The sequence below is a fragment of the Streptomyces sp. NPDC051909 genome (assembly GCF_040681095.1).
In the GTDB taxonomy this organism is placed as follows: domain Bacteria; phylum Actinomycetota; class Actinomycetes; order Streptomycetales; family Streptomycetaceae; genus Streptomyces.
In genome coordinates this window covers 347861-370402 of record NZ_JBFAYA010000005.1, presented here as the reverse complement: position 1 = coordinate 370402, position 22542 = coordinate 347861, and the positions used below count along the sequence as shown (strand labels likewise).

Sequence of the window (22542 nt, the reverse complement as noted above, 5' to 3'; positions counted from 1 at the left end):
TACGGATCGCGTCCATACGAGGAGCCCCCGCGATGGCGGAACACACCAGCTCGAGCATCACCATCGAGGCGGCCCCGGCCGAGGTCATGAGCGTCATCGCCGACTTCGCCCGCTACCCCGAGTGGACGGGCGAGGTGAAGGAGGCCGAGGTCCTGGCGACGGACCCGGCCGGCCGCGCGGAGAAGGTCCGCCTGCTGCTCGACGCGGGCGCGATCAAGGACGACCACACCCTCGCGTACACCTGGACCGGCGACAACGAGGTCAGCTGGACCCTGGTCAAGTCCCAGATGCTCCGCGCCCTCGACGGCTCCTACCGCCTGGCCCCGACCGCGGGCGGCACCGCCACCGAGGTCACCTACCAGCTGACGGTCGACGTCAAGATCCCGATGCTCGGCATGATCAAGCGCAAGGCGGAGAAGGTCATCATCGACCGGGCCCTCGCCGGCCTGAAGAAGCGGGTCGAGTCCGGGAAGTAGCGGGACACCCCCTGGGGCCTGCCCGGCGGATCACGGCCGGGGCACCGGTACCGTCGGCGCATGCGGATCATTCTTGTGACCGGGACCGGCGGGGCCGGGCGGACCTCCGTCGCGGTGGGGACCGCGCTCGCCGAGGCCCGGGCCGGGCGGCGGGTGCTGCTGGTGTCGGGGGAGGCGGGGGACCTGGACCTGGGCCCCGGCGGGCCGGAGGTCCTCGTGCCCGACCCCGCCACCGACTTCCGCCGCGAGTTCCTCGCCTTCCAGGCCCGCTCCACCACCGCCCTCGACCTCCTCGGCGCCGTGCCCTTCGAGGACGCCGAGCTCACCGAGCTGCCCGGCAGCGGACAGGTCGCGATGCTGCGGGCGATCCGGGACGCGGCCGCCGGGGACTGGGACCTCGTCCTGGTCGAACTGCCGCCGGTCCGCGAGGCGCTCGCCCTGCTCGCCCTGCCCGCCCAGCTGCGCCGCTATCTGCGCCGGCTGCTGCCGCCCGAGCGGCAGGCCGCCCGCGCCCTGCGACCGATGCTCGCCCAGCTCGCCGGCGTACCGCTGCCCGCGCAGTGGCTGTACGAGACCACCGCCCGCTGGGAGGCCGAGCTCGCCGCCGTCCAGGACGTCGTCGACTCCCCGCACACCGCCGTACGCCTCGTCGTCGAGCCCGGCCCCGCCGCCGAGGACGCCCTGCGCACCGCCCGGCTCGGCCTCGCCCTCCAGGGCATCGCCCTCGACGGCGTCGTCGCCAGCCGGGTGCTGCCCGCCGACTCGCCCGACCCCTGGTTCGCCGGCCTCGCCGCCGAACAGCACCGGCACCTCGCCGCGCTCCGCGAGCTCCGCCCGGAGCTGCACGAGCTGCCCCACCTCGGCCGCGCCCCGCGCGGCGCCGAGGACCTGGTCCTCCTCGCCGTGCCCGTCGGCGAGCCGACCGCCCCCGCCGAGTGGACCGTCGAGGACCGCCGCGAGCCGGACGGCATCCTCGTCTGGCACGTCCCGCTGCCCGGCGCCGTCAAGGACGCCCTCTCGCTCGTCCGCCGCGGCGACGAACTCCTCCTCGGCGTCGGCCCGTTCCGCCGCGCCGTACCGCTGCCGGCGGTGCTGCGCCGCTGCACCGTGACCGGCGCCGGACTCGTCGAAGGCGACCTGAGGATCCGGTTCGCACCGGATCCCGGGCTGTGGCCGAGGACCGCTCCCTGACCCGTGCCGAGGGGTCTCCGGGGCGTGTACCGTCGACCGTAGAAGCCCATAAGGAGTACGCCATGAGCGATTCGGACGCCTGGGCCCGCGCCTGCGCCGAGGACCTGGAGGCCGAGAAGGCCCGCCGCCGCGCGACCCGCGGGGAGGAGCCCGGCAGCCCGGCCGAGGAGTTCCGCAAGCTCTTCGAGGCCGTCACCGACAAGCTCTCCGGCGCTCTGGGCGGCCCGCTCGCCGGGCCCGCCGCCGGGCAGGCGGCGGCCACCGTCAAGGAGGTCGTCAACCAGGCGAAGGCGCTCGTCGAGCCCGTCATCGAGCGCAATCCGCAGGTCTTCGACCACCTCGCCGCCGCCGGGAACGAACTGCTCGCCGCGTACCGCTCCGCCGTCCAGGGCCAGGAGGCCCGCTGGACCCGCGGCGACACGCGGCAGGCGACCGGCGCGGAGCCGAAGGCCGGGCCGGACACCCCCGCGAAGGGCGACGGCACGTCCGACGGAAAGCCCGACGACGGGCCGGACGAGGCCCCCGGAAGCGGCCAGCACATCGACCTGGACTGATCAGGAGGGGCGTCCTCCTCGGGTACGGTGGGCCTTAGCGGGGCTCGACCGAAAACTGAGGGACACATGGGACTCACCATCGGCGTCGACATCGGCGGCACGAAGATCGCGGCCGGCGTGGTCGACGAGGAGGGCAACATCCTCGACACCCACACCGTGCCCACCCCGCCGACCCCCGAAGGCATCGTCGACGCCATCTGCGCCGCGGTCTCCGAGGCCGGCAAGGGGTACCAGATCGAGGCCGTCGGCATCGGAGCCGCGGGCTACGTCGACGACAAGCGCGCCACCGTCCTCTTCGCGCCGAACATCGACTGGCGGCACGAGCCGCTGAAGGACAAGGTCGAGCAGCGCGTCGGCCTCCCCGTCGTGGTCGAGAACGACGCCAACGCGGCCGCCTGGGGCGAGTACCGCTTCGGCGCCGGCCAGGGCCACGAGGACGTCATCTGCATCACGCTCGGCACCGGCCTCGGCGGCGGCATCATCATCGGCAACAAGCTGCGCCGCGGCCGCTTCGGCGTGGCCGCCGAGTTCGGTCACATCCGGGTCGTCCCGGACGGACTGCTGTGCGGCTGCGGCAGCCAGGGCTGCTGGGAGCAGTACGCCTCCGGCCGCGCCCTCGTCCGCTACGCCAAGCAGCGCGCCGCCGCCACCCCCGAGAACGCCGTGGTGCTCCTCGGGCTCGGCGACGGCACCCCGGAGGGCATCCAGGGCAAGCACGTCAGCGAGGCCGCCCGCGCGGGCGACAAGGTCGCGATCGACTCCTTCCGCGAGCTCGCCCGCTGGGCCGGCGCCGGCCTCGCGGACCTGGCCTCGCTCTTCGACCCCTCGGCCTTCATCGTCGGCGGCGGTGTCTCCGACGAGGGCGAGCTGGTCCTCGACCCGATCCGCAAGTCCTTCCGGCGCTGGCTGATCGGCGGCCAGTGGCGGCCGCACGCGCAGGTGCTCGCAGCGCAGCTCGGCAACAAGGCCGGTCTGGTCGGCGCGGCCGACCTGGCCCGCCAGGGCTGAGCGGCCTCGCCTCACGCCGGTGCCCGCCGCGCCCTCTGGGGCTCGGCGGGCACCGGCGTCTATGTTGACGGCATGGCGATCAGTGCGAACAGTACGGTCAGCGAGCTGCCCGACTCCCGTACCGAGCCGGATGGTTCGGCCGTCGTCCGGATCCTCTCCTACAACGTGCGCTCGATGCGCGACGACGAGGACGCGCTCGCCCGGGTGATCCGGGCCTGCGCCCCCGACCTCGTCTGCGTCCAGGAGGCGCCGCGCTTCTTCCGCTGGCGCAAGCACGCGGCCCGGCTTGCCGCGAAGAGCGAGCTCGTCGTGCTCGGCGGCGGCGCCACCGCCGCCGGACCGCTGCTGCTGTGCTCGCTGCGGGCCACCGTGGAACACACCGAGGACGTGCTGCTCCCGCTCACCCCCGGCCTGCACCGCCGCGGCCTCGCCACCGCCGTGGTCCGTTTCGGCGGCGCCCGTCTCGGCGTCGTCAGCTGCCACCTGAGCCTGTCCGAGCGGGAGCGCCACGCGCAGGCGGGCCTGCTCCTCGACCGGGTGGCGGCGCTCGGCACGCCGTACGCGATCGTCGCCGGCGACCTCAACGAGCGCCCCGGCGGCCCGGCCTGGACCCGCCTGACCAAGGAGCTCCGGGACGGCCACGCGACCGCCCCCTGGGGCACCACCCCCACCTTCCCGGCCCCCGCCCCCGACCGCCGCATCGACGCGGTCCTCGCCACCCCGGGCGTCGAGTTCCTGGCCTGCGGCGTCCCGACGGGCCTCGACGCCCACGACCTGCAAACGGCGACGGACCACCTGCCGGTACTGGCGGTGGTCCGTGTGCCTGCGGTCTGAGCCGCGACGCCCGGCGGTCGGAGGCTGCCGCAGCCGCCCGAAGCCCGTGAGGCGCCCTTGGCGCCGAGCGGTGCGAGGGGGGCGTCGAGAAGGCACAGCCCACCTGCCGGTACTGGCGGTGGTCCGTGTGCCTGCGGTCTGAGCCGCGACGCCCGGCGGCCGGCGGTCGGAGGCCGCCGGGCGTCGTGGCGCGTCAAGCCCGTGCCCGGCTACACCACCGCGCCCCGCCCCGGGTCGTCGAAGCCGTCGTCGTCCTCGTCGTCGCCCTTCATCCGGGCCACCAGGGTCACGAAGCCGCCCAGGAAGCCGCCCACGCACAGCGTGGTGAGCCACCAGGTCATGTCCCACTGGAGCAGCACGGCGAGCAGCATCAGGACCGGGCCGCCGACCACCGCGAGCCAGGCGAACTTGGTCGTGGTGTCGGCCTCCGGGAGCGGCGGGGGCTCCGGAGGGATGAAGTGGCCCTCGTCGGCGCCGGACGCGCCGTCGCCGTCCGCCGCCTCGTCGGGGTCGGCGAGCGAGTAGTCGCGCGGGCCGCCGCCCAGGCCCACGCCGGGGGCGAAGACGATCGACGAGCCGAGGGCCGGCGCGTCGCCGTCCTCCTCCGGCTTCTGCGACTCCTCCTCCGGCTCCGGCCTGCGGAACTTGTCCGGCTTCTCCGCCGGGGCGGACGCGGCACCGGCCGGCGCCGCCGGCGCCGTCGGCTCCTCGGCCTCCGGCAGGTCCGGCAGCGCCAGGTCCTCCACCGGACGGAACGGGCGCACGCCCGGCGGGTCCGCCGGCTCCTCGCCGTACCCCGCGACGATCGCGGCCCAGGCCGCCTCCTCGTCTATGGGCTGCGGCTCGCGCTCACCGCCGTCCTGCTGCTCAGCCACCGCTCGCGACTCCCTTCTCCCCGATCTCCCCGAGCAGCTCCGGGGCGAGCCGGGTGACGAACGCCCAGCTCTCCTCGAAGATCCGCTCCGCATCGTGGTCCAACGTCGCCACGTGGTAGCTCTGTTCCAGCAGGATCTCCTTCACGTCCGTGGACGAGATCCGGCTGAGGATCCGGGCCGAGTCGACCGGCGGCACGACATGGTCCTGCGGGCTGTGCAACAGCACCACCGGCTGCGTGACCTGCGGCAGCTCGCCGTCGACCGTCTGGAAGAAGCGCCGCAGCGAGTGCGCCGCGTGCAGCGGCACCCGGTCGTAGCCCACCTCGGCCACGCCGGCCTTGGCGATGTCGCTGGCGATGCCCTTGGTGGAGGGCACGAAGTGCCGGGCGACCGGCAGCGCGTACGCCGCCAGGCCGTGCACCTTGTTGCCCGGGTTGACAAGCACGATGCCGCTGATCGCGTCGCCGTGCAGGGCCGCGAGCCGCAGCGTGAGCGCGCCGCCCATCGACAGGCCCATGACGAAGACCCGCTCGCAGCGCGCGGTCAGCTCACGCAGCTCGCGGTCCACCTCCGCGTACCAGTCGTGCCAGGTGGTGAGCTGCATGTCCTGCCAGCGGGTGCCGTGCCCGGGCAGCAACGGCAGCGCCACCGTCAGTCCGCGCCCGGCCAGGTACTCGGCCCAGGGGCGCAGCGACTGCGGGGACCCGGTGAATCCGTGACAGAGGAGGACGCCGACCTCTCCGCCCTCGTGGCGGTACGGCTCGGCTCCAGGAAGGACCGGCACGGGGTCTCCTGTTCGGGGTTCGACGAAGAAACGGGGAAGGCTTTCACCGTACGCGACCGGACCGACACCGACCAGGTCCGTCCGCACAAGAGGACCGCCGGGAGCGCGGGATCGGGAGGAGAACGGGATAAGGTCGCCCTGACGGGCACACGGAAGGCATGACGAGTTGATCTACGGCGCAATGAAGTTCTCCCTCGGAGGGTCCCTGAAGCTCGCCTTCAGGCCCTGGGTGGAGGGCCTCGAGAACATTCCCGCCGAGGGGCCGGCGATCCTCGCGAGCAACCATCTGTCGTTCTCCGACTCCTTCTTCCTGCCCGCCGTGCTCGACCGCAAGGTGACCTTCATCGCCAAGGCCGAGTACTTCACCACCCCGGGCGTGAAGGGCCGGCTGACGGCCGCCTTCTTCAAGGGCGTCGGACAGCTCCCGGTCGACCGCTCCGGCGCCCGCGGCGCAGGCGAGGCCGCGATCAAGGCCGGCATCGAGGTCATCGAGAGCGGCGGCCTGTTCGGCATCTACCCCGAGGGCACCCGCTCGCCCGACGGGCGGCTCTACCGCGGCAAGCCCGGCGGTCTCGCCCGGGTCGCGCTGGCCACCGGCGCGCCGGTGATCCCGGTCGCCATGATCGACACCGAGAAGATCCAGCCGCCCGGCAAGGTCCTGCCCAAGCTGATGCGCCCGGGCATCCGGATCGGCAAGCCGCTCGACTTCAGCCGCTACCACGGCATGGAGGGCGACCGCTTCATCCTCCGCTCGGTGACCGACGAGGTCATGTACGAGATCATGAAGCTGTCCGGCCAGGAGTACGTGGACATCTACGCGACGGCCGCCAAGCGGCAGATCGCGGAGGCCGAGAAGGCCGCCAAGGAGGCCGTGAAGGAAGAGATCGCGGCACGGGAAGAGTCCGGCGCCTGACCCCTTGAGGGGGCGCCCGGGGGTGGGGGAGATGGCCAGGCGCGAACGGGTCGTGCGGATGTCGGTCGAGCAGCCGCTGTGGCGTGCGCTCACCGGGTACCGCGTGCTCACGATGGTCTACGCGGTGCTGCTCGGCTTCTTCGGCCGGGACCGCTTCGAGCGGCCCTGGGTCGCCGTCGCCTTCTTCGCCGTGATGTGCGTGTGGACCCTGGCCACGCTGCCCCAGGTGTCCGGCGCGATCCGCTGCACCAAGCGTTTCCTGGTCGTCGACCTGGTCATCGCCCTTACCGGCATCCTGCTCACCCCGGTCGCCGACGAGCAGACGCAGACCGTGGACGGCCCCACCCTGCCCTCCATATGGACCGCCGGTGTGGCCCTCGCGTACGCCATCAAGGGCGGCTGGCGCTGGGCGGCCTTCGCCTCCTCGCTGATCGCCGCGGCCAACCTCGTCGCGCGCGGCGAGCCCAGCCTCGACACCCTGCACAACGTGCTCCTGGTGTGGGTGGCCTCGGTCGCCGTCGGATACATCGTCGAGGTCGCCCGCGCCTCCGAGCGCACCCTCGCCCGGGCCCTGGAGATCGAGGCCGCGACCCGCGAACGCGAGCGCCTGGCCCGCGACATCCACGACAGCGTGCTCCAGGTGCTCGCCATGGTGCAGCGCCGCGGCACCGCCCTCGGCGGCGAGGCGGCAGAGCTGGGGCGGATGGCCGGAGAGCAGGAGGTCGCGCTGCGCACCCTGGTGGCCGGCGGCCTCACCCGCCGCTCGCACGTCTCCGAGGACGAGTCGGAGGGCGCGGTCGTCCGGCTCGTGGAGGAGCCGGAGGACATGTCGGAGGACATCGACCTGCGCACCCTGCTGGCCCCGCGGGCCGGCGCCAAGGTCACCCTCTCCGACCCCGGCGCGCCCGTCCCGCTGCCCGCCCCGGCCGCCCGCGAGCTGGCCGCCGCCGTCGGCGCCGCCCTCGACAACGTACGGGTGCACGCCGGCACCGACGCCCGGGCCTGGATCCTGGTCGAGGACTGGGGCGACGAGGTGATCGTGACCGTACGGGACGACGGCCCCGGCATCCCCGAGGGCCGGCTCGTGCAGGCCGAGGGCGAGGGCCGGATGGGCGTCGCCCTGTCCATCCGGGGCAGACTGCGGGACCTCGGCGGCACCGCCGAGCTGATCTCCGTGCCCGGTCAGGGCACCGAAGTGGAACTGAAGGTCCCGCGCGCACCGCGGGACAAGCGGGGGAAGGCAGGAACGAAGTGAGCGAGCAGCACATGGACGGGCAGACGCCGATCAGGGTGATGGTCGTCGACGACCACCCGATGTGGCGGGACGCGGTCGCCCGCGACCTCGCCGAGGCGGGCCTGGACGTGGTGGCCACCGCCGGGGACGGCGAGCAGGCGGTACGCCGTGCCACCGCCGTCGACCCGGACGTGCTGGTCCTCGACCTGAACCTGCCGCTCAAGCCGGGCGTCCAGGTCTGCAAGGAGCTGGTCGGCGCCGATCCGCGCCTCCGGGTCCTGGTGCTGTCGGCGAGCGGCGAGCACGCCGACGTCCTGGAGGCCGTGAAGTCCGGTGCCACCGGCTATCTGCTGAAGTCGGCCTCCACCGAGGAGCTGATCGACGCGGTGCGCCGCACCGCCGTCGGCGACCCGGTCTTCACCCCGGGCCTGGCCGGCCTGGTCCTCGGCGAGTACCGCCGGCTCGCCTCCGAGCCCGCCCCGGCACCCGGCGCCGACGAGCCCAAGGCCCCGCAGCTCACCGAGCGGGAGACCGAGGTGCTGCGCCTGGTCGCCAAGGGCCTGAGCTACAAGCAGATCGCCGAGCGTCTGGTCATCTCGCACCGCACGGTGCAGAACCACGTCCAGAACACCCTCGGCAAGCTCCAGCTGCACAACCGGGTCGAGCTGGTCCGCTACGCCATCGAGCGCGGCCTCGACGACGCCTGATCCCCGGACCGTCCCGGGGTTCCCTTCCTGGATTCTCCTTCCTGAGTTCTCCTCCCGGATTCACCCTCTTCGCCGTGTCGGTGTGACCCGCGTCACCACTAGCGTGGGTCACACCCCCACGTACGGCGAAGGAGTGCGGCCCATGCGCGTCGGTGTGCTGACCGGCGGAGGCGACTGCCCCGGGCTCAACGCGGTGATCCGCGCGGTGGTCCGCAAGGGCGAGCAGGAGTACGGCTGGAGCTTCACCGGCTTCCGGGACGGCTGGCGCGGAGTCGTCGAGGGCGACACCGAGACCCTGGACGTGCGGGCCGTGCGCGGCATCCTGCCGCGCGGCGGCACCGTCCTCGGCTCCTCCCGGACCGACCCCTTCACCGCCGCCGACGGGGTGCGCCGGATCCGCGAGCAGCTGGCCAAGCACCGGGTCGACGCCCTGGTCGCGATCGGCGGCCGGGGCACCCTCGGGCACGCCGCCCGGCTGCACGCCGAGCACAGGCTGCCCGTCGTCGGCGTCCCCAAGACCATCGACAACGACCTCTCGGCCACCGACTGGACCTTCGGCTTCGACACCGCCGTCGGTATCGCCACCGAGGCCATCGACCGCCTCCACACCACCGCCGACTCGCACCGCCGGGTCCTCGTCGTCGAGGTCATGGGCCGGCACACCGGCTGGATCGCGCTGCACGCGGGCCTCGCCGGCGGCGCCAACGTGATCCTCGTGCCCGAGCAGCGCTTCGACCTCGACCAGGTGCTCTCCTGGGTCGCGGCCCGCTTCCGCGCCACCTACGCCCCGATCCTGGTCGTCGCCGAGGGCGCCCGGCCGCGCGCCGGCGGCCCGGAGCAGGGCTCCGTGGGGGAGTGGCTGGCCGCCGAGATCGAGCGGCGCACCGGCAAGGAGGCCCGCACCACCGTGCTCGGGCACGTGCAGCGCGGAGGCAGCCCGAGCGCCTTCGACCGCTGGCTGGCCACCCGCTTCGGACTGCACGCGGTGGACGCGGTCCGGGACGGGGCGTACGGGACGATGGTCGCCCTGCGCGGTACGGAGGTGGTGCGGGTGCCGCTGGCCGCCGCGACCGGGCGTCTGAAGACGGTGGACCCGGCGCTCTACGCGGAGGCCGGGGTGTTCTTCGGCTGAGCGGTCAGGGGTCGAGCGGCTGAGAGGCTCAGCGGTCGAGCGTATATTCGCCCTTGATCGGACGAAACCGCCACATCCCTGGAGGGGCCCGTGGAGATCCTGGCATTCGGCGTGCAGGCGGACGAGAAGCCGCTGATCGAGAAGGCCTTCGAAGGACACCACGACGTCCGGTGCCTGGACGTCTTCCTGACCGAGGACACCGCGCCCATCGCCGCCGGCTACGAGATCATCTCCACCAGCGTCAACGCCAACCTCGACAACCGGGTGCTGCAGACCCTGGCCGCCGGCGGCACCCAGCTGATCGCCCAGCGCTCCACCGGCTTCAACAACATCGACCTCGAGGTGGCCGAGCGCCTCGGCCTCACCGTCGCCCGCGTCTCGTACTACTCGCCCTACTCCGTCGCCGAGTTCGCCTGGACCCTCGCGATGGCCGTCAATCGGCGCATCGTCCGGGCCTCCAACCGCACCCGCGACTTCGACTTCCGGCTCGACGGGCTGATGGGCCGCGACCTGCGCGGCCGCACCGTCGGCGTCCTCGGCACCGGCAAGATCGGCGAGGCCTTCACCCGGATCGCCCACGGCTTCGGCATGAACCTGCTCGGCTGGGACATCGCCGAGAACCCCGCCTGTGTCGCCCTCGGCATGGAGTACACCGACAAGGAACGCCTCTTCGCCGAGGCCGACCTGATCAGCCTGCACGTGCCGCTGCTCCCCGCCACCCAGCACATCGTCGACGCCGCCGCGCTGCGGTCGATGAAGGACGACGCGATCCTGGTGAACTCCAGCCGCGGCGGCCTGATCGACACCGAGGCCCTGGTCGGCGAACTGCGCGCCGGCCGCTTCGCCGGGGTGGGCCTGGACGTGTACGAGGCGGAGGCCGGGCTCTTCTTCCTCGACAAGTCCCTGGCGGGCATCGAGGACGACACCCTGGCCCGCCTGGTGACCTTCCCGAACGTGGTGGTCACCTCCCACCAGGCGTACTACACGGTCGACGCGGTCGGCCAGATCATCGACACCACGGTCCAGAACGTCCTCGACCACCTGGCCGGCAGGCGCAGCGAGAACGTCCTGGTCCCGCGGATCCGTTAGCACCGTCAGACGAGCACGCCCGCCAGGAGCGAGGCGGTCACCGCCGCACCGTCCATCGTCAGGACCGACTCCGGGTGGAACTGAACTCCCGCGAACCCCGGACCGCGCAGCGCGTGCACCTCGTCCGACGCGGTGTCCCGGCTCACCTCGATCCGGTGCAGGGCCAGTTCGGTGGCCGTCCGGTCGTCGCAGCGCGCCGTGAAGCTGTTGTAGAAGCCGACCGTCTGCTCCTGCCCGAACAGGTCGATCCGCACCTGCGCGCCCTGGAACGGGGTCCGCTTCCGCACGATCTCCAGGCCCAGTTCCGCCGCGATCAGCTCATGGCCCAGGCACACGCCGAGCACGCCGTGCCGGTGCTCCCGCAGCAGTTCGGCGGTCAGCCCGCGCAGGAAGCGCATCTTCGGATCGGCCGCGTCCTGAGGGTCGCCGGGGCCGGGACCCAGGACGACCGGGCCCTCGTGGGCGAGGGCGAGCTCGCGCAGGCCCGGCTCGTCGTAGCGCAGCACCGAGACCTCCAGGCCCGAGGAGCGCAGCAGGTGCGCGAGCATCGCGGTGAAGGTGTCCTCGGCGTCGATCACCAGGGCGTGGCCGGACAGCTCCGCGGACCGGACCTGCATCTTCAGCCAGAACGGCGCCAGGTCGGCCCGCCGCGCGTCGAGCGCCGCCCGCACCCGCGGGTCCTCGGCGAGCCGGGCCGGCGCCGCGCTCTCCTCGCGCGGCCGCCCCTCCCGTACTCCCAGGGCCGCCAGCACGCCCGCCGCCTTCGCGTGGGTCTCGGCGACCTCGCCCGCCGGGTCGGAGTGCCGGACGAGCGTGGCGCCGACGGGGACCCGCAGGGTGCCTTCCGTGTCGATGTCGGCGGTACGGATCAGGATGGGGGAGTCCAGGGTCTGCGCCCCGTTCTCGTCGGTGCCGAGCAGGGCGAGCGCACCCGCGTAGTAGCCGCGCCCGCCGACCTCGTGCCGCTCGATGACCCGGCAGGCGTTCTGCAGCGGGGAGCCGGTGACGGTCGCCGCGAACATCGTCTCGCGCAGCACCTCGCGCACGTCGAGCGAGGAGCGCCCGCGCAGCTCGTACTCGGTGTGGGCGAGGTGCGCCATCTCCTTCAGACGCGGTCCGATCACCACCCCGCCCCGGTCGCCGACCGTGCACATCATCTTGAGCTCCTCGTCGACCACCATCGACAGCTCCTCGGTCTCCTTGCGGTCGGCCAGGAACGCGAGCAGGTCCTCGGGGGTCGGCGCGGTGCCCGCCGGGTAGCGGTAGGTGCCGCTGATCGGGTTCATGACGACGGTGCCGCCGGACATCCGGACGTGCACCTCGGGGCTGGCGCCGACCAGCGTGCGCTCCCCGGTGTGCACGACGAAGGTCCAGTACGCGCCCCGCTCGCCCGCGAGCAGCCGCCGGAACAGGGCGAGTGCGTCGGCCCGCCCGAAGCCGGGGATCGCGCCGGTGAAGGTGCGGCGGATGACGAAGTTGGCGCCCTCGCCGGCCCCGATCTCCTCGTCGATCACCCGGCGCACGATCCGCCCGTACTCCTCGTCGGAGACGTCGAAGCCGCCGCCCTCGACCCGCACGTCATGGGCCGGGAGCCGGTCGAGGGCCTCGGCGAGCGGCAGCTCGTACGCCTCGTCGGCGACGAGCACGGACAGCGGGGTGCCGTCGTCGCGCACCTCGAAGCCGCGCTCGCGGATCTGCCGGAACGGCACGAGCGCGAGCGTCGGCCGCTCGCCCACCGGCAGGTCGGCGAGCCGCTCGGCCTCGTGCACCTGGCCGATCAGCACCTCGACGGTGTCGTGGTCCCGGCCCGGGGTGCGCCGGCGCAGCAGCGCGAAGGGCGGGCAGGAGTCGTCGAGGAGACGGGAGAGGACCGTGGGAGCGGTGTCCATGGGCGGGTTGTTCCTTCCGTGGGAGTCGGAGAGGAACGGCCTCGCGGGTACGAGAAAGGCCGCCCCTCGGGCGGCCTTCGCGTCGGTCTGGGTGTACGCGCAGTCAGTGGGCCGCCGGATGAGCGGTCCACCACCAGTTCTGGTTCGAGTGCGCGAACATGCGAGCACTGTAGCCCAGTCGGCACGGAGACGGGGCCCGGTCCGCACCGTGGACGGTACGGGCCGGGCCCCGTTCACCCGATCGACTTCACGCGATCCTCCGATCCGGTCGGATCAGAAGATCATGTTGTAGCTTCCCCAGCCCGGGCCCACGCGGATGCGCGTGCCGATCGGGGACGTGGCGTTGCCCGTACCCAGGTACAGGTACATGACGCCGGTGGTGTCCCGGCCCAGGATGTCGACCTTGCCGTCACGGTTCAGGTCGCTCGGTCCGAGGATGATGTTGTGCATGTTCCAGCCGGTGCCGACCTTGACCCGGGCGGTGTACGGCGCCGCGGCGTTGCCGGTGCCCCGGTGCATCCACAGGACGCCGGAGCCGTCGCGGCCGAGGATGTCGGCCTTGCCGTCACCGGTGAGGTCGCCGGCGCCGATGATGGCGGTGTAGCCCTGCCAGCCGGTGCCGATGCGGACGGGGGTGGTGAACGCGGCGGCCGGGTTCCCGGTGCCCTGGGAGAGGTACAGCGCGCCGTTCGGCTCGCGGACGAGGAGGTCGGCCCTGCCGTCACCGGTGAGGTCGCGGACCCCGGCGATCTTGTCGAAACGACCCCAGCCGGAGCTGACCTTGAGTCGTGTCTTGAACGCGGCGTTCGGGTTGCCGCTGCCCTGGTGGTACCAGAGCACCCCGTCCTTGTCGCGGCCCACCACGTCGCCGGTGCCGTCGGCACGCAGTGCGGACAGCGGCGTGACCAGGTTGTAGACCTGCCAGCCCGTGCCCATGCGGTAGCGCCGCAGGAACTGCCAGTTGGCGTCGCCGGTGCCCTGGTACTGCCAGAGGACACCGGAGCTGTCGCGGGCGATGAGGTTGTAGCGGTTGGTGCCGGACACGGGGGCGGCGCCGGAGACGACGTCCACGTCGGACGCCTTCACCCACGCGATGCGGTGGTTGAACCGGATCGGGACGAACTGGTTCGTCGTGCCCTTGACGAGGGTGCGTGAGCCGGGACCCGTTCCGTCGAACGTGCCGCCGTAGTAGTAGTCACCGGCGACGGCGGCGCCGCCCTGGACGTACTTCTGGCCCGCGGTCAGGCTGTACTTCGTCAGCGACTCCTGGCCGCGCGTCTGGACCGGCACGTTCGTCCCGGTGTAGGCGGCGTCCTCGGGGTAGGCGCGGCCGTAGACCTTGACGGAGGTCAGGCCGGCCTTCGGCGTCACCGCCGTCCTGGTGCCCGTGGCGACCGGGACGGTCCACTGGCCACCGGGGTTGAAGAACCAGGCCTTCTGGCCGCCGTACCAGATCGCCGTCCAGTCGTACCGGCTCTCCGCGACCACGTACTCGCCGCCCGCGACGAGCTTGTTCGCCCAGTTGGGACCGTCGGTGGCCGTCTGGGTTCCCAGGTAGGCGTCGGACAGCGTCGTCGCGGACGTCGACGGCGAGGTGTAGAGGTAGTTGAAGTTCGACGGCCGCGGGGTGACCGTCGCGCCGCCGTACGTCAGCTTCGGCTGGTTGTCCGTCGTGAACGGCGGGACGTAGCGGACGATCTGGCCCGCCTGGAGCAGCCCGCCCGCGCCGCTGACCCCCGTCGGCCTGCCGAGCAGGGACATGTAGTGGTTCCAGTCCCAGTACGGGCCCGGGTCCCAGTGCTGGGAGCGGACCTTGTCGTCGAGCACGCCGGGGATCTCGTCGTGGCCGATGATGTGCTGGCGGTCCAGCGGGATGGAGTACTTGGTCGCCAGGTACTTCACGAGCGCGGCGGAGGACTCGTACTGCGGCTCGGTGTACCAGGCGCCGGCCTTGATGGCGTAGCCCTCGTGCTCGATGCCGATCGAGTGCATGTTGAGGGTCTTGTTGCCCGCGTGCCAGGCCTCGTTCTTGTTCTCGACCATCTGGGTGACCAGACCGTCCGAGGCGCGGATCAGGTAGTGCGCACTCGCGTACGACGCCGGGTTCTTGAAGACGGCGAGCGAGCCGTCGTAGCCGCCCTCGGTGTCGTGGATGGCGATGTAACGGATGTCGTAGCCGGCCTCGGGGCGGTTGGCGACGTTGTAGTTGCCGTAGTCCGTGGGGTCGGTCGTGCTGTTCTGCCGGAAGCCGGCCGGAACGAAGTTGCAGCTCAGGCCCGCGGGGCAGTCGGCCGTCGCGGTCGTGGCCGCGAAGGTCGCGGCGAGCGGGACGTTCGACGGCTGCACGGGCTCGACCGAGGGGTCGGCGGGCAGGACGACCTGCTCCCCGTCCGCGGTGAGCTCCCGCTCGCCCGTCCTGATCGACTCGAAGACGCGCTTCGCGAAGAGGGTGGCGCCCTTCTTGTCCGGCGCCTGGCTGTAGCGCGCCACGGCCGGGTACCAGGCACCGGCCTCGTCCGGCAGGTCACCGGACTCCTGGGTCGCCTGCTTCTGGTACTCGGCGAGCAGCGCCGCGCCGGCCCGGATGCTCTGCGCGGTGTCGTCCTTCAGGGACTCGGCGGAGCCGTCGACCAGCTCGGCGGCCTTGTCCAGGGTGTGCAGCCGGGGGTCGTCGGTGTCGACGGTCTCCTTCGGCGTGGTGCGCAGCGCCTTCTCCGCGTCGAAGTGCTTCTCGACGTTCGGGTCGCCGCTCCGGTTCATGTGTTCCAGGCGGTGCTCGTCGGCCTCCGACTCGATGTCCTCCGGGTCGACGTCCGTCAACCCCATGACGTTGTACGCGCCGGTCGTGCTCGGCTCGCCGTCGTGGGACTCCCAGCGCGTCTGCCGGTACGACACCGCCATCAGCACGCTCTGCGGAACGTCGAACTCCTCGGCCGCCGCCGCGAACTGCGACTGCAGCGACGCCTTCGTGCCACTCTTGTCGTCCGAGGCGCCCAGGATGCCGGGCGATGCCACGGCGATGGTGCCGATCGTCGCGGTGGCGACGACGGCCGCCGCCGCGCCGTACAGCAGGCGTCTCTTCTTCCGGTCCCTGCGGTGCCCTTGCCTCACGCCCACCCCTGTGGAATTGGATCGTCTCTTCGTCATTCGTCAAACGCTCGAGAGCGCGTGAGGTTAACACCCCTCCGTCGGGGGAAAACCACCGACCCGCGTTTCGATCACCGTCTCAGTAACTGGTCGCTGCGCTGGACGGGTCGCCCGACCCCGTAATGTGGTGGTTGTGACCGTGAACGCTGATACCCACGCCGTCGCCCAGGCGACCTGGCGAGACCTGCCCGCGGCGCAGCAGCCCGAGTACCCGGATGCCGAGGCTCTGCGCGATGTGATCGCGGACCTCGAGTCGTATCCTCCGCTCGTCTTCGCCGGCGAGTGCGACCAGCTGCGCGCCCGGATGGGAGCCGTCGCCCGTGGCGAGGCGTTCCTGCTCCAGGGCGGCGACTGCGCCGAGGCCTTCGACGCCGTGTCCGCCGACCACATCCGGGCCAAGCTGAAGACGCTGCTCCAGATGAGCGCCGTCCTGACCTACGCGGCCTCCGTGCCCGTGGTGAAGGTCGGCCGCATCGCGGGCCAGTACTCCAAGCCCCGCTCGAAGGGGACCGAGACCCGCGACGGCGTGACCCTGCCGACCTACCGCGGCGACTCCGTCAACGGCTTCGACTTCAACGAGAAGGCCCGCGTCCCGGACCCCGAGCGCCTGAAGCGGATGTACCACGCCTCCGCCTCGACGCTGAACCTGGTCCGCGCCTTCACCACCGGTGGCTACGCCGACCTGCGCCAGGTGCACGCCTGGAACCAGGACTTCGTGAAGTCCTCCCCGTCGGGCCAGCGCTACGAGCAGCTGGCGCGCGAGATCGACAACGCGCTGAACTTCATGAAGGCCTGCGGCACCGACCCGGCCGAGTTCCGCGCGGTGGAGTTCTACGCCTCGCACGAGGCGCTGCTCCTCGACTACGAGGGCGCGCTGACCCGTACCGACTCGCGCACCGGCAAGCTGTACGACACCTCCGGCCACATGGTGTGGATCGGTGAGCGCACCCGCCAGCTGGACCACGCGCACATCGAGTTCGCCTCGCGGATCGCCAACCCGATCGGCATCAAGCTGGGCCCGACGACCACCCCGGAGGAGGCGCTCACCTACATCGAGCGCCTGGACCCGGACCGCGAGCCGGGCCGGCTGACCTTCATCGTCCGCATGGGCGCCGACAAGGTCCGGGACAAGCTCCCCGAGCTGGTCGAGAAGGTCACCGCCTCGGGCGCGACGGTCGCCTGGGTGACCGACCCGATGCACGGCAACACCTTCGAGGCGGCCTCCGGCCACAAGACGCGCCGCTTCGACGACGTGCTCGACGAGGTCAAGGGCTTCTTCGAGGTCCACAAGGCGCTGGGCACCCACCCGGGCGGCATCCACGTCGAGCTCACCGGTGACGACGTCACCGAGTGCGTGGGCGGCGGCGACGAGATCTTCGTCGACGACCTGCACCAGCGCTACGAGACGGCCTGCGACCCGCGGCTCAACCGCAGCCAGTCGCTCGACCTGGCCTTCCTGGTGGCCGAGATGTACCGCGACCAGTAACGGCGCGATCAGTACGTAGGTACCTACGACAGTGGGGCGCGGATCCTTGTGATCCGCGCCCCATCGTCGTAGGAAGGGCTTTTGCGTCACCCGCCCGCCGGGTAAGGTTAGGTTAGCCTTATCGATCAATGGCGGGAGGTGAACCGCGTGTACGTCTGCTCATGCTTCGCAGTCACGGAGAAGCAGGTCAAGGAGCACGCGGAGAGCGGTGCCTGCACGCCCCGCCAGATCGCCTCGGCTTGCAAGGCGGGCACCGACTGCGGCTCGTGTGTACGACGTATTCAGGCCATTCTCGGACGCGGCAGCTGCCCCCGCCGCGAGCTCCTGGACCAGGGCATGCCGGCCCTGACGGCCGAGGTCACGGAGATCGCCGAGAGCGCCGAGACGGCCGGGCTGTCGGAAGCCGCCTAGCGCCCTAGCTCGGCTGCTCGATCAGCGTCGAGCAGTACAGCGCCTCGCCCAGCTGCTCGATCAGCTCCAGCTGTGTGTCGATGTAGTCGATGTGCTCCTCCTCGTCCGCCAGGATCTCCTCGAAGATGTTGGCCGAGGTGACATCACCCTTGCCCCGCATGACCTCGATCCCGCGCCGCAGCCGGTCGATCGCCTCCACCTCGATCTGGCGGTCGGCCTCGAACATCTCCTTGACCGTCTGGCCCACCCGCACGTGGAACAGGCGCTGGTAGTTGGGCAGGCCGTCCAGCATGAGGATGCGCTCGGTCAGCGTGTCCGCGTGCTTCATCTCCTCGATGGACTCCTCGCGGGTGTGCTTCGCGAGCTTGGTCCAGCCCTTGTTGTCCTGGATGCGGTAGTGCAGCCAGTACTGGTTGATCGCGGTCAGCTCGCCGGTCAGCTGCTCGTTGAGGAACTCGAGGACCTCGGGGTCGCCCTGCATCGCTTCAGGATCCTTCCACGCATGTCGGTGCCGCCACTGGGCAGGATGGCCGCATCCTTGCAGCGCGCCAGGGTGGAGTCCAGTAAGTGCAGGCTTACCGACAGTTGTCCCAAAGGCCGGAATGTCCACGGGATGTCGGCGCATGGCTGGTCATGACCACCCCTTGCGGTCTGTCACCATGGATGACATGGGTCAGGCGGAGGGCGGAGCACGCCGGGAATCAGGAGTGGCGGTGCCGTCGGAGCTTCCGCCGGGGCAGCGGCTCCAGCGCGGCTGGCCGGTGACCCACTACGGCCCCGTGCCGCGCTTCAAGCCGGAGCGCTGGGAGTTCCGGGTCTTCGGGGCGACCGCCGACGGCGACAAGCGCTGCTGGAACCACGAGGAGTTCTCGGCGCTGCCGTTCGCCACGGTCGTGGCCGATCTGCACTGCGTGACCAAGTTCAGCATGATCGGCGCCGAGTGGGGCGGGGTGCTCGCCCGTACGCTCCTGGAACTGGCGCCGCCCGCGCCGAACGTCACGCATGTGATGGTGTGGGCGGAGTACGGCTACAGCGCCAACATGCGGCTCGCCGACTTCGCCTCGGACCGCACGATCTTCGCCACCCACAAGGACGGCGAGCTGCTCACCGCCGAGCACGGCTTCCCGCTGCGGCTCGTGGTGCCCCACCTCTACGCGTGGAAGGGCCCCAAGTGGGTCCGGGGCGTGGAGTACATGGCCGCCGACCGGCGTGGCTTCTGGGAGGAGCGCGGGTACCACAACATCGGTGACCCGTGGACGGAGCAGCGCTACTCGTACCAGGAGGAGCCGGGCGACGGCCCTGAGCTGTGACCTGCGTCAGTGGTGGTACTGGTGGACCACGGCGTGGCCCTTGCCGCGGCCGATCATCCACTTGTTGACCGGGGTCGTGAGGACGAAGGCGACTCCGAGCGAGATCGCCAGGACGATCCAGAAGAGCGCGTCCGACAGGTGGGCGTCCATGGCGCCGGGCCACAGTGCGATGACGCTGTTGTCGATGATCTCCATGACCGCGATGGACAGCGTGTCGGCGGCGAGCGCGACCTTGAACGCGGTCTTGAAGTCGACGCCGGCCTTCAGGATGCCGCGCAGGGTGAGCGCGTAGCCGAAGAAGAACGCCAGGACGATCGCCAGGACCATGGTCGGCACGTTGCCCCAGCCGAGCGCGGTGCCGATGATCATGCCGAGCACCTCGCCGATGGCACAGCCGGTGAGGCAGTGCAGGGTCGCCTGGGCGGCCATCGACCAGGACACCGGGCCGAGGTCGTGACCGTGGTGGTGCTGGTGCTCGTGGTGGCCCTCGTGAGCCTGGTGGTGCTCGTGGTTGCCCTGGTGCTGGTGGGTCTCGTGGTGCTCGTGGTGGATGTGCGCTTCGTGCTGCATTGGGTGCCCCCAAGCTCGGGTAGCGGTTCCTCCGTACTCAGGGAACCGTATACCCCCCTGGGGTATTCCTCAATGGAGTTTTTCAGCGCAGCTTCTTCAGCAGCTCCACATCCGCCCGGTGCCCCTGCGTCCCGCCCGGCGTCTCGATGACCAGCGGAACCCCGGCCGCGGCCGGATGCCGCAGCAGGGCGCGGAAGCCCTCCTGCCCGATGTGGCCGGCGCCGATGTTCGCGTGCCGGTCCTTGTGCGCGCCGACGACGTCCTTGGAGTCGTTGGCGTGGATCAGTTTCAGCCGTCCCTCGCCGACCGTCTCCACCAGCAGGTCGAGGGTCTGGGCGGCCCCGTGCGGGCCCGCCAGGTCGTGCCCCGCGGCGAAGACATGGCAGGTGTCCAGGCACACGCCCAGCTTGGGGTGCCGGTCGAGCGCGTCGAAGTAGGGGCCGAAGTCCCAGGTCCGCGAGCACAGCGAGAAGCCCTGCCCGGCGGTGGACTCCAGGAGCAGGTCCGGGTCGTCGTCGTGGGTCAGCTCGTCGAGCAGCGGCAGCATCCGCTCCCGCACCTGCGCCAGGGCCTCCGCGCGCGGCCGTCCGCCGGTCGCCGAGCCGGTGTGCACGACCACGCCGCGGGCGCCGATCGCCCGGGCCCGGCGCAGCGAGTGCCGCAGCGAGTCCACCGACCTCTCCACGGTGGCCTCGGTGTGCGAGCCGAAGTTGATCAGATACGGGGCGTGCACCCAGGCCGACAGGCCCTCCTCTGCGCACCCGGCGCGGAACAGCTCGTCCTGCTCCGGGTTGCCGGCCGGGGTGGCCCAGCCGCGCGGGTTCGCCACGAAGACCTGCACGGTCTCGGCGCCCAGCTCCCGCGCGTAGGCGAGCCCGACCTTCGCCAGGCCGCCGGCCACGGGCACATGGCCGCCGACGGGGTTGCGGTCGCGGCCGCGGGTCGGGTCCTGTCCGGTCTCGGCCATGGTGGTCTACAGCCCCTTGAGCGTGATGGTGACGGTGGAGCCCTCGGCCGCCGTGCCGCCGCCCTCGACCGACTGGCGCACGACGGTGTCGCCGAGGAAGGGGAAGTCCTTCTCGACCTTCACCTCGAAGCCCGCGTCCTCCAGCTCCGCCCTGGCCTCGTCCACCTTCGAGCCGACGACGTCCGGGACCTCGACCATCCGCGGGCCCTTGGAGACGGTCAGGGTGATCGTGTCGCCCTTCGCGGCCCGGCTGCCCTCGGCGAGGGACTGCGCGGCGACCGTGCCGGCGCTCTCCGGGGAGTTGACCCGCTCCGGGGCGACGACCACCTTCAGACCGGCCTCCTGGAGCTCGGCGGTGGCGTCCGCGACCGCTTCGCCGCTGACGTCCGGGACGTCGATCGGACGGCCCTTGCTGACGTCGAGCGCGATCGCGGAGTCGGGGCTGCGCTCGGTCCCCGGCTCCGGGTCGGAGCCGATCACCGCGCCCTGGGCGACGGAGTCGCTGAAGGAGTACGTGATGACGCCCGGCGCAAGACCCTCCTCGGCCAGCACCTTCCTGGCCTCGGCGAGCGGGGTGCCCTTCAGGTTCGGGACCTTCACGACGCGCGGGCCGCGGGACAGCGTCAGGATCACCGCGCCGTTGCCGCGGATCCGCTCGCCCGGCCCCGGGTCGACGGCCATGACCGTGCCGCGCTCGTACACGTCGCTGAAATCGCGCTTGGTCGTGCCCACGTCGAGTCCCGCGTCCGCCAGGCGCTTGGTGGCCTGTGCCTCGGTCTGACCGAGGACCGCCGGGACCCGGGTGAACTGGCCCGAGTTGATGTACCAGACGCCGGTCCCGATGCCGAGGGCGAGCAGGACGGCGGCGACGACGAGCAGCGGACCGCGCGGCCGGCGGCGGGCCGGTCGGCCCGGACCGCCGTTCCGGCCGGGCGGGGTCGTCGGCGTCGGCTCGGGGGCCGGCAGCAGGCTGGTGTGCTCGACCGGCATCTGCTCGACCGGCATGTGCTCCACCGGCAGCGGCCGGATCCGGGGGATCACGCTGGTGCGGTCCTCCGGGCCGCCGCTCTCGGCGGCCGGCCGGGCCTGCGGGGGCACCGCGTCGAGCTGCTCCTCGGTGAGCCCGGCACGCGCCTCGCGGGCCTGCGCGAGCAGCGCGACCGCGTCGTGGGGGCGGACCTCGGGGTTGCGCGCGGTGGCGCTCGCCACCAGCTCGTCCAGCTCAACGGCGAGGCCGGGGACGGCGGCGGACGGCGCGGGCACATCGGTGTTGAGGTGCTGGTAGAGCACCTGAGCCGGGGTGTCCCCGGAGTGCGGCCTGGCGCCGGTCAGCATCTCGTACAGGACGACCCCGCACGCGTACACGTCGGCGCGGGTGTCGGCGGTGCCGTGCTCGATCTGCTCCGGAGCCAGGTAGGACACGGTGCCGAGAACGGCGCCGGTGGTGTCGGTGGCCGTGCCCACGGAGCGCACCAGGCCGAAGTCGGCGACCTTCACCCGGCCGTCGTCCCCTATGAGCACGTTCTCCGGCTTCATGTCGCGGTGCACGAACCCGGCCCGGTGCGCGGCGCCGAGCGCGGCGAGCACCGGCTCCAGGACGTCCAGGGCGGCGCGCGGCTGCAGCGCCCCGCGCTCACGCAGCACGTCGCGCAGGGTGCAGCCGGCCACGTACTCCATCGCGAGATAGACGTACGCGCCGTCCGCGCCCTGGTCGAAGACCCCGACGACATTGGGGTGGGCGAGCCTCGCCACCGACTTGGCCTCGCGCATGAAGCGCTCCACGAAGGCGGCGTCGGTGGCGAGGTCGGGGTGCATCACCTTGAGCGCGAGCTCCCGGTCGAGCCGGGTGTCGACGGCCCGGTAGACCGTGGCCATCCCGCCGACGGCGATGCGCGCGTCGACGCGGTAGCGGCCGTCGAGCAGCCGCCCGACGAGGGGGTCCTGAAGGGTCGTGTCCACGGCCAC

22 protein-coding genes are annotated in these 22542 nt (G+C 72.0%); 13 read left to right on the top strand and 9 right to left on the bottom strand.

Annotation, left to right across the window (positions count from 1 at the left end; translation table 11 throughout):
* Window positions 1–32 precede the first annotated feature (32 nt).
* From AB0M18_RS11150 to AB0M18_RS11130, 5 genes are all read left to right on the top strand, one after another.
* Complete coding sequence (locus AB0M18_RS11150) at window positions 33–476, top strand: SRPBCC family protein (protein WP_365756563.1); 444 nt, start codon at window positions 33–35, stop codon at window positions 474–476.
* A gap of 60 nt (window positions 477–536) precedes the next feature.
* Complete coding sequence (locus AB0M18_RS11145; protein ID WP_365756562.1) at window positions 537–1667, top strand: ArsA-related P-loop ATPase; 1131 nt, start codon at window positions 537–539, stop codon at window positions 1665–1667.
* A 62-nt stretch (window positions 1668–1729) separates the two neighbouring features.
* Window positions 1730–2221 (top strand): DUF5304 domain-containing protein, encoded by a 492-nt coding sequence (locus AB0M18_RS11140; protein WP_365756561.1) that lies wholly within the window; start codon window positions 1730–1732, stop codon window positions 2219–2221.
* 66 nt (window positions 2222–2287) lie between these two features.
* Window positions 2288–3229: an ROK family glucokinase gene (locus tag AB0M18_RS11135; RefSeq protein ID WP_365756560.1), complete on the top strand. Its 942-nt coding sequence runs from the start codon at window positions 2288–2290 to the stop codon at window positions 3227–3229.
* Window positions 3230–3301: 72 nt separating this feature from the next.
* Window positions 3302–4063 (top strand): endonuclease/exonuclease/phosphatase family protein, encoded by a 762-nt coding sequence (locus tag AB0M18_RS11130; protein WP_365756559.1) that lies wholly within the window; start codon window positions 3302–3304, stop codon window positions 4061–4063.
* A gap of 209 nt (window positions 4064–4272) precedes the next feature.
* On the opposite strand, the gene AB0M18_RS11125 is transcribed toward AB0M18_RS11130, so the two are convergent.
* Both AB0M18_RS11125 and AB0M18_RS11120 read right to left on the bottom strand, forming a co-directional pair.
* Complete coding sequence (locus tag AB0M18_RS11125; RefSeq protein WP_365756558.1) at window positions 4273–4938, bottom strand: hypothetical protein; 666 nt, start codon at window positions 4936–4938, stop codon at window positions 4273–4275.
* The gene (locus AB0M18_RS11120) at window positions 4931–5722 is read right to left on the bottom strand and encodes an alpha/beta fold hydrolase (protein WP_365756557.1); all 792 of its coding nucleotides are present in this window, start codon (window positions 5720–5722) and stop codon (window positions 4931–4933) included. Before AB0M18_RS11120 ends, AB0M18_RS11125 begins: the two co-directional genes overlap by 8 nt.
* Before the next feature lie 181 nt (window positions 5723–5903).
* On the opposite strand from AB0M18_RS11120, the gene AB0M18_RS11115 reads away from it, so the two are divergent.
* From AB0M18_RS11115 to AB0M18_RS11095, 5 genes are all read left to right on the top strand, one after another.
* Window positions 5904–6635 carry a lysophospholipid acyltransferase family protein gene (locus AB0M18_RS11115; RefSeq protein ID WP_365756556.1) on the top strand — a complete coding sequence of 244 codons (732 nt, stop codon included), beginning with the start codon at window positions 5904–5906 and terminating at the stop codon, window positions 6633–6635.
* 31 nt (window positions 6636–6666) lie between these two features.
* Window positions 6667–7890 (top strand): DUF5931 domain-containing protein, encoded by a 1224-nt coding sequence (locus tag AB0M18_RS11110; RefSeq protein WP_365756555.1) that lies wholly within the window; start codon window positions 6667–6669, stop codon window positions 7888–7890.
* 11 nt (window positions 7891–7901) lie between these two features.
* Complete coding sequence (locus tag AB0M18_RS11105) at window positions 7902–8576, top strand: response regulator transcription factor (protein WP_365756587.1); 675 nt, start codon at window positions 7902–7904, stop codon at window positions 8574–8576.
* A gap of 142 nt (window positions 8577–8718) precedes the next feature.
* The gene (locus AB0M18_RS11100) at window positions 8719–9708 is read left to right on the top strand and encodes an ATP-dependent 6-phosphofructokinase (protein ID WP_365756554.1); all 990 of its coding nucleotides are present in this window, start codon (window positions 8719–8721) and stop codon (window positions 9706–9708) included.
* 90 nt (window positions 9709–9798) lie between these two features.
* Window positions 9799–10797 (top strand): 2-hydroxyacid dehydrogenase, encoded by a 999-nt coding sequence (locus AB0M18_RS11095; protein ID WP_365756553.1) that lies wholly within the window; start codon window positions 9799–9801, stop codon window positions 10795–10797.
* A 5-nt stretch (window positions 10798–10802) separates the two neighbouring features.
* On the opposite strand, the gene AB0M18_RS11090 is transcribed toward AB0M18_RS11095, so the two are convergent.
* The 3 genes from AB0M18_RS11090 to AB0M18_RS11080 form a co-directional block, all read right to left on the bottom strand.
* Entirely contained in the window at window positions 10803–12686 is a 1884-nt protein-coding gene (locus AB0M18_RS11090) for an anthranilate synthase family protein (protein WP_365756552.1), read from the bottom strand.
* A 103-nt stretch (window positions 12687–12789) separates the two neighbouring features.
* Window positions 12790–12846, bottom strand: coding sequence for a trp operon leader peptide (locus AB0M18_RS11085; protein WP_101392327.1), 57 nt, complete (start codon window positions 12844–12846; stop codon window positions 12790–12792).
* A gap of 113 nt (window positions 12847–12959) precedes the next feature.
* Entirely contained in the window at window positions 12960–15797 is a 2838-nt protein-coding gene (locus tag AB0M18_RS11080; protein ID WP_365756551.1) for an N-acetylmuramoyl-L-alanine amidase, read from the bottom strand.
* A 169-nt stretch (window positions 15798–15966) separates the two neighbouring features.
* On the opposite strand from AB0M18_RS11080, the gene AB0M18_RS11075 reads away from it, so the two are divergent.
* Window positions 15967–17319: a class II 3-deoxy-7-phosphoheptulonate synthase gene (locus AB0M18_RS11075; RefSeq protein WP_365756550.1), complete on the top strand. Its 1353-nt coding sequence runs from the start codon at window positions 15967–15969 to the stop codon at window positions 17317–17319.
* 138 nt (window positions 17320–17457) lie between these two features.
* Complete coding sequence (locus AB0M18_RS11070; protein WP_365756549.1) at window positions 17458–17730, top strand: (2Fe-2S)-binding protein; 273 nt, start codon at window positions 17458–17460, stop codon at window positions 17728–17730.
* Between the two features lie 4 nt (window positions 17731–17734).
* On the opposite strand, the gene bfr is transcribed toward AB0M18_RS11070, so the two are convergent.
* Window positions 17735–18211, bottom strand: a complete 477-nt coding sequence (gene bfr, locus AB0M18_RS11065) for a bacterioferritin (protein ID WP_365756548.1) — start codon at window positions 18209–18211, stop codon at window positions 17735–17737.
* 178 nt (window positions 18212–18389) lie between these two features.
* On the opposite strand from bfr, the gene AB0M18_RS11060 reads away from it, so the two are divergent.
* Window positions 18390–19040: a sulfite oxidase-like oxidoreductase gene (locus AB0M18_RS11060; RefSeq protein ID WP_365756547.1), complete on the top strand. Its 651-nt coding sequence runs from the start codon at window positions 18390–18392 to the stop codon at window positions 19038–19040.
* Between the two features lie 6 nt (window positions 19041–19046).
* On the opposite strand, the gene AB0M18_RS11055 is transcribed toward AB0M18_RS11060, so the two are convergent.
* From AB0M18_RS11055 to pknB, 3 genes are all read right to left on the bottom strand, one after another.
* Complete coding sequence (locus tag AB0M18_RS11055) at window positions 19047–19610, bottom strand: DUF4396 domain-containing protein (protein WP_365756546.1); 564 nt, start codon at window positions 19608–19610, stop codon at window positions 19047–19049.
* An 82-nt stretch (window positions 19611–19692) separates the two neighbouring features.
* Complete coding sequence (locus AB0M18_RS11050; protein WP_365756545.1) at window positions 19693–20577, bottom strand: deoxyribonuclease IV; 885 nt, start codon at window positions 20575–20577, stop codon at window positions 19693–19695.
* Window positions 20578–20583: 6 nt separating this feature from the next.
* Window positions 20584–22536 carry a Stk1 family PASTA domain-containing Ser/Thr kinase gene (gene pknB, locus AB0M18_RS11045; RefSeq protein WP_365756544.1) on the bottom strand — a complete coding sequence of 651 codons (1953 nt, stop codon included), beginning with the start codon at window positions 22534–22536 and terminating at the stop codon, window positions 20584–20586.
* Between the last annotated feature and the right edge of the window lie 6 nt (window positions 22537–22542).

Bases quoted from the DNA above. Each gene is read 5' to 3' on its own strand.
- AB0M18_RS11150 (WP_365756563.1), top strand. From the start codon at position 33: ATGGCGGAACACACCAGCTCGAGCATCACCATCGAGGCGGCCCCGGCC.
- AB0M18_RS11145 (WP_365756562.1), top strand. From the start codon at position 537: ATGCGGATCATTCTTGTGACCGGGACCGGCGGGGCCGGGCGGACCTCC.
- AB0M18_RS11140 (WP_365756561.1), top strand. From the start codon at position 1,730: ATGAGCGATTCGGACGCCTGGGCCCGCGCCTGCGCCGAGGACCTGGAG.
- AB0M18_RS11135 (WP_365756560.1), top strand. From the start codon at position 2,288: ATGGGACTCACCATCGGCGTCGACATCGGCGGCACGAAGATCGCGGCC.
- AB0M18_RS11130 (WP_365756559.1), top strand. From the start codon at position 3,302: ATGGCGATCAGTGCGAACAGTACGGTCAGCGAGCTGCCCGACTCCCGT.
- AB0M18_RS11115 (WP_365756556.1), top strand. From the start codon at position 5,904: ATGAAGTTCTCCCTCGGAGGGTCCCTGAAGCTCGCCTTCAGGCCCTGG.
- AB0M18_RS11110 (WP_365756555.1), top strand. From the start codon at position 6,667: ATGGCCAGGCGCGAACGGGTCGTGCGGATGTCGGTCGAGCAGCCGCTG.
- AB0M18_RS11105 (WP_365756587.1), top strand. From the start codon at position 7,902: ATGGACGGGCAGACGCCGATCAGGGTGATGGTCGTCGACGACCACCCG.
- AB0M18_RS11100 (WP_365756554.1), top strand. From the start codon at position 8,719: ATGCGCGTCGGTGTGCTGACCGGCGGAGGCGACTGCCCCGGGCTCAAC.
- AB0M18_RS11090 (WP_365756552.1), bottom strand. From the start codon at position 12,686: ATGGACACCGCTCCCACGGTCCTCTCCCGTCTCCTCGACGACTCCTGC.
- bfr (WP_365756548.1), bottom strand. From the start codon at position 18,211: ATGCAGGGCGACCCCGAGGTCCTCGAGTTCCTCAACGAGCAGCTGACC.
- AB0M18_RS11060 (WP_365756547.1), top strand. From the start codon at position 18,390: ATGGATGACATGGGTCAGGCGGAGGGCGGAGCACGCCGGGAATCAGGA.
- AB0M18_RS11055 (WP_365756546.1), bottom strand. From the start codon at position 19,610: ATGCAGCACGAAGCGCACATCCACCACGAGCACCACGAGACCCACCAG.
- AB0M18_RS11050 (WP_365756545.1), bottom strand. From the start codon at position 20,577: ATGGCCGAGACCGGACAGGACCCGACCCGCGGCCGCGACCGCAACCCC.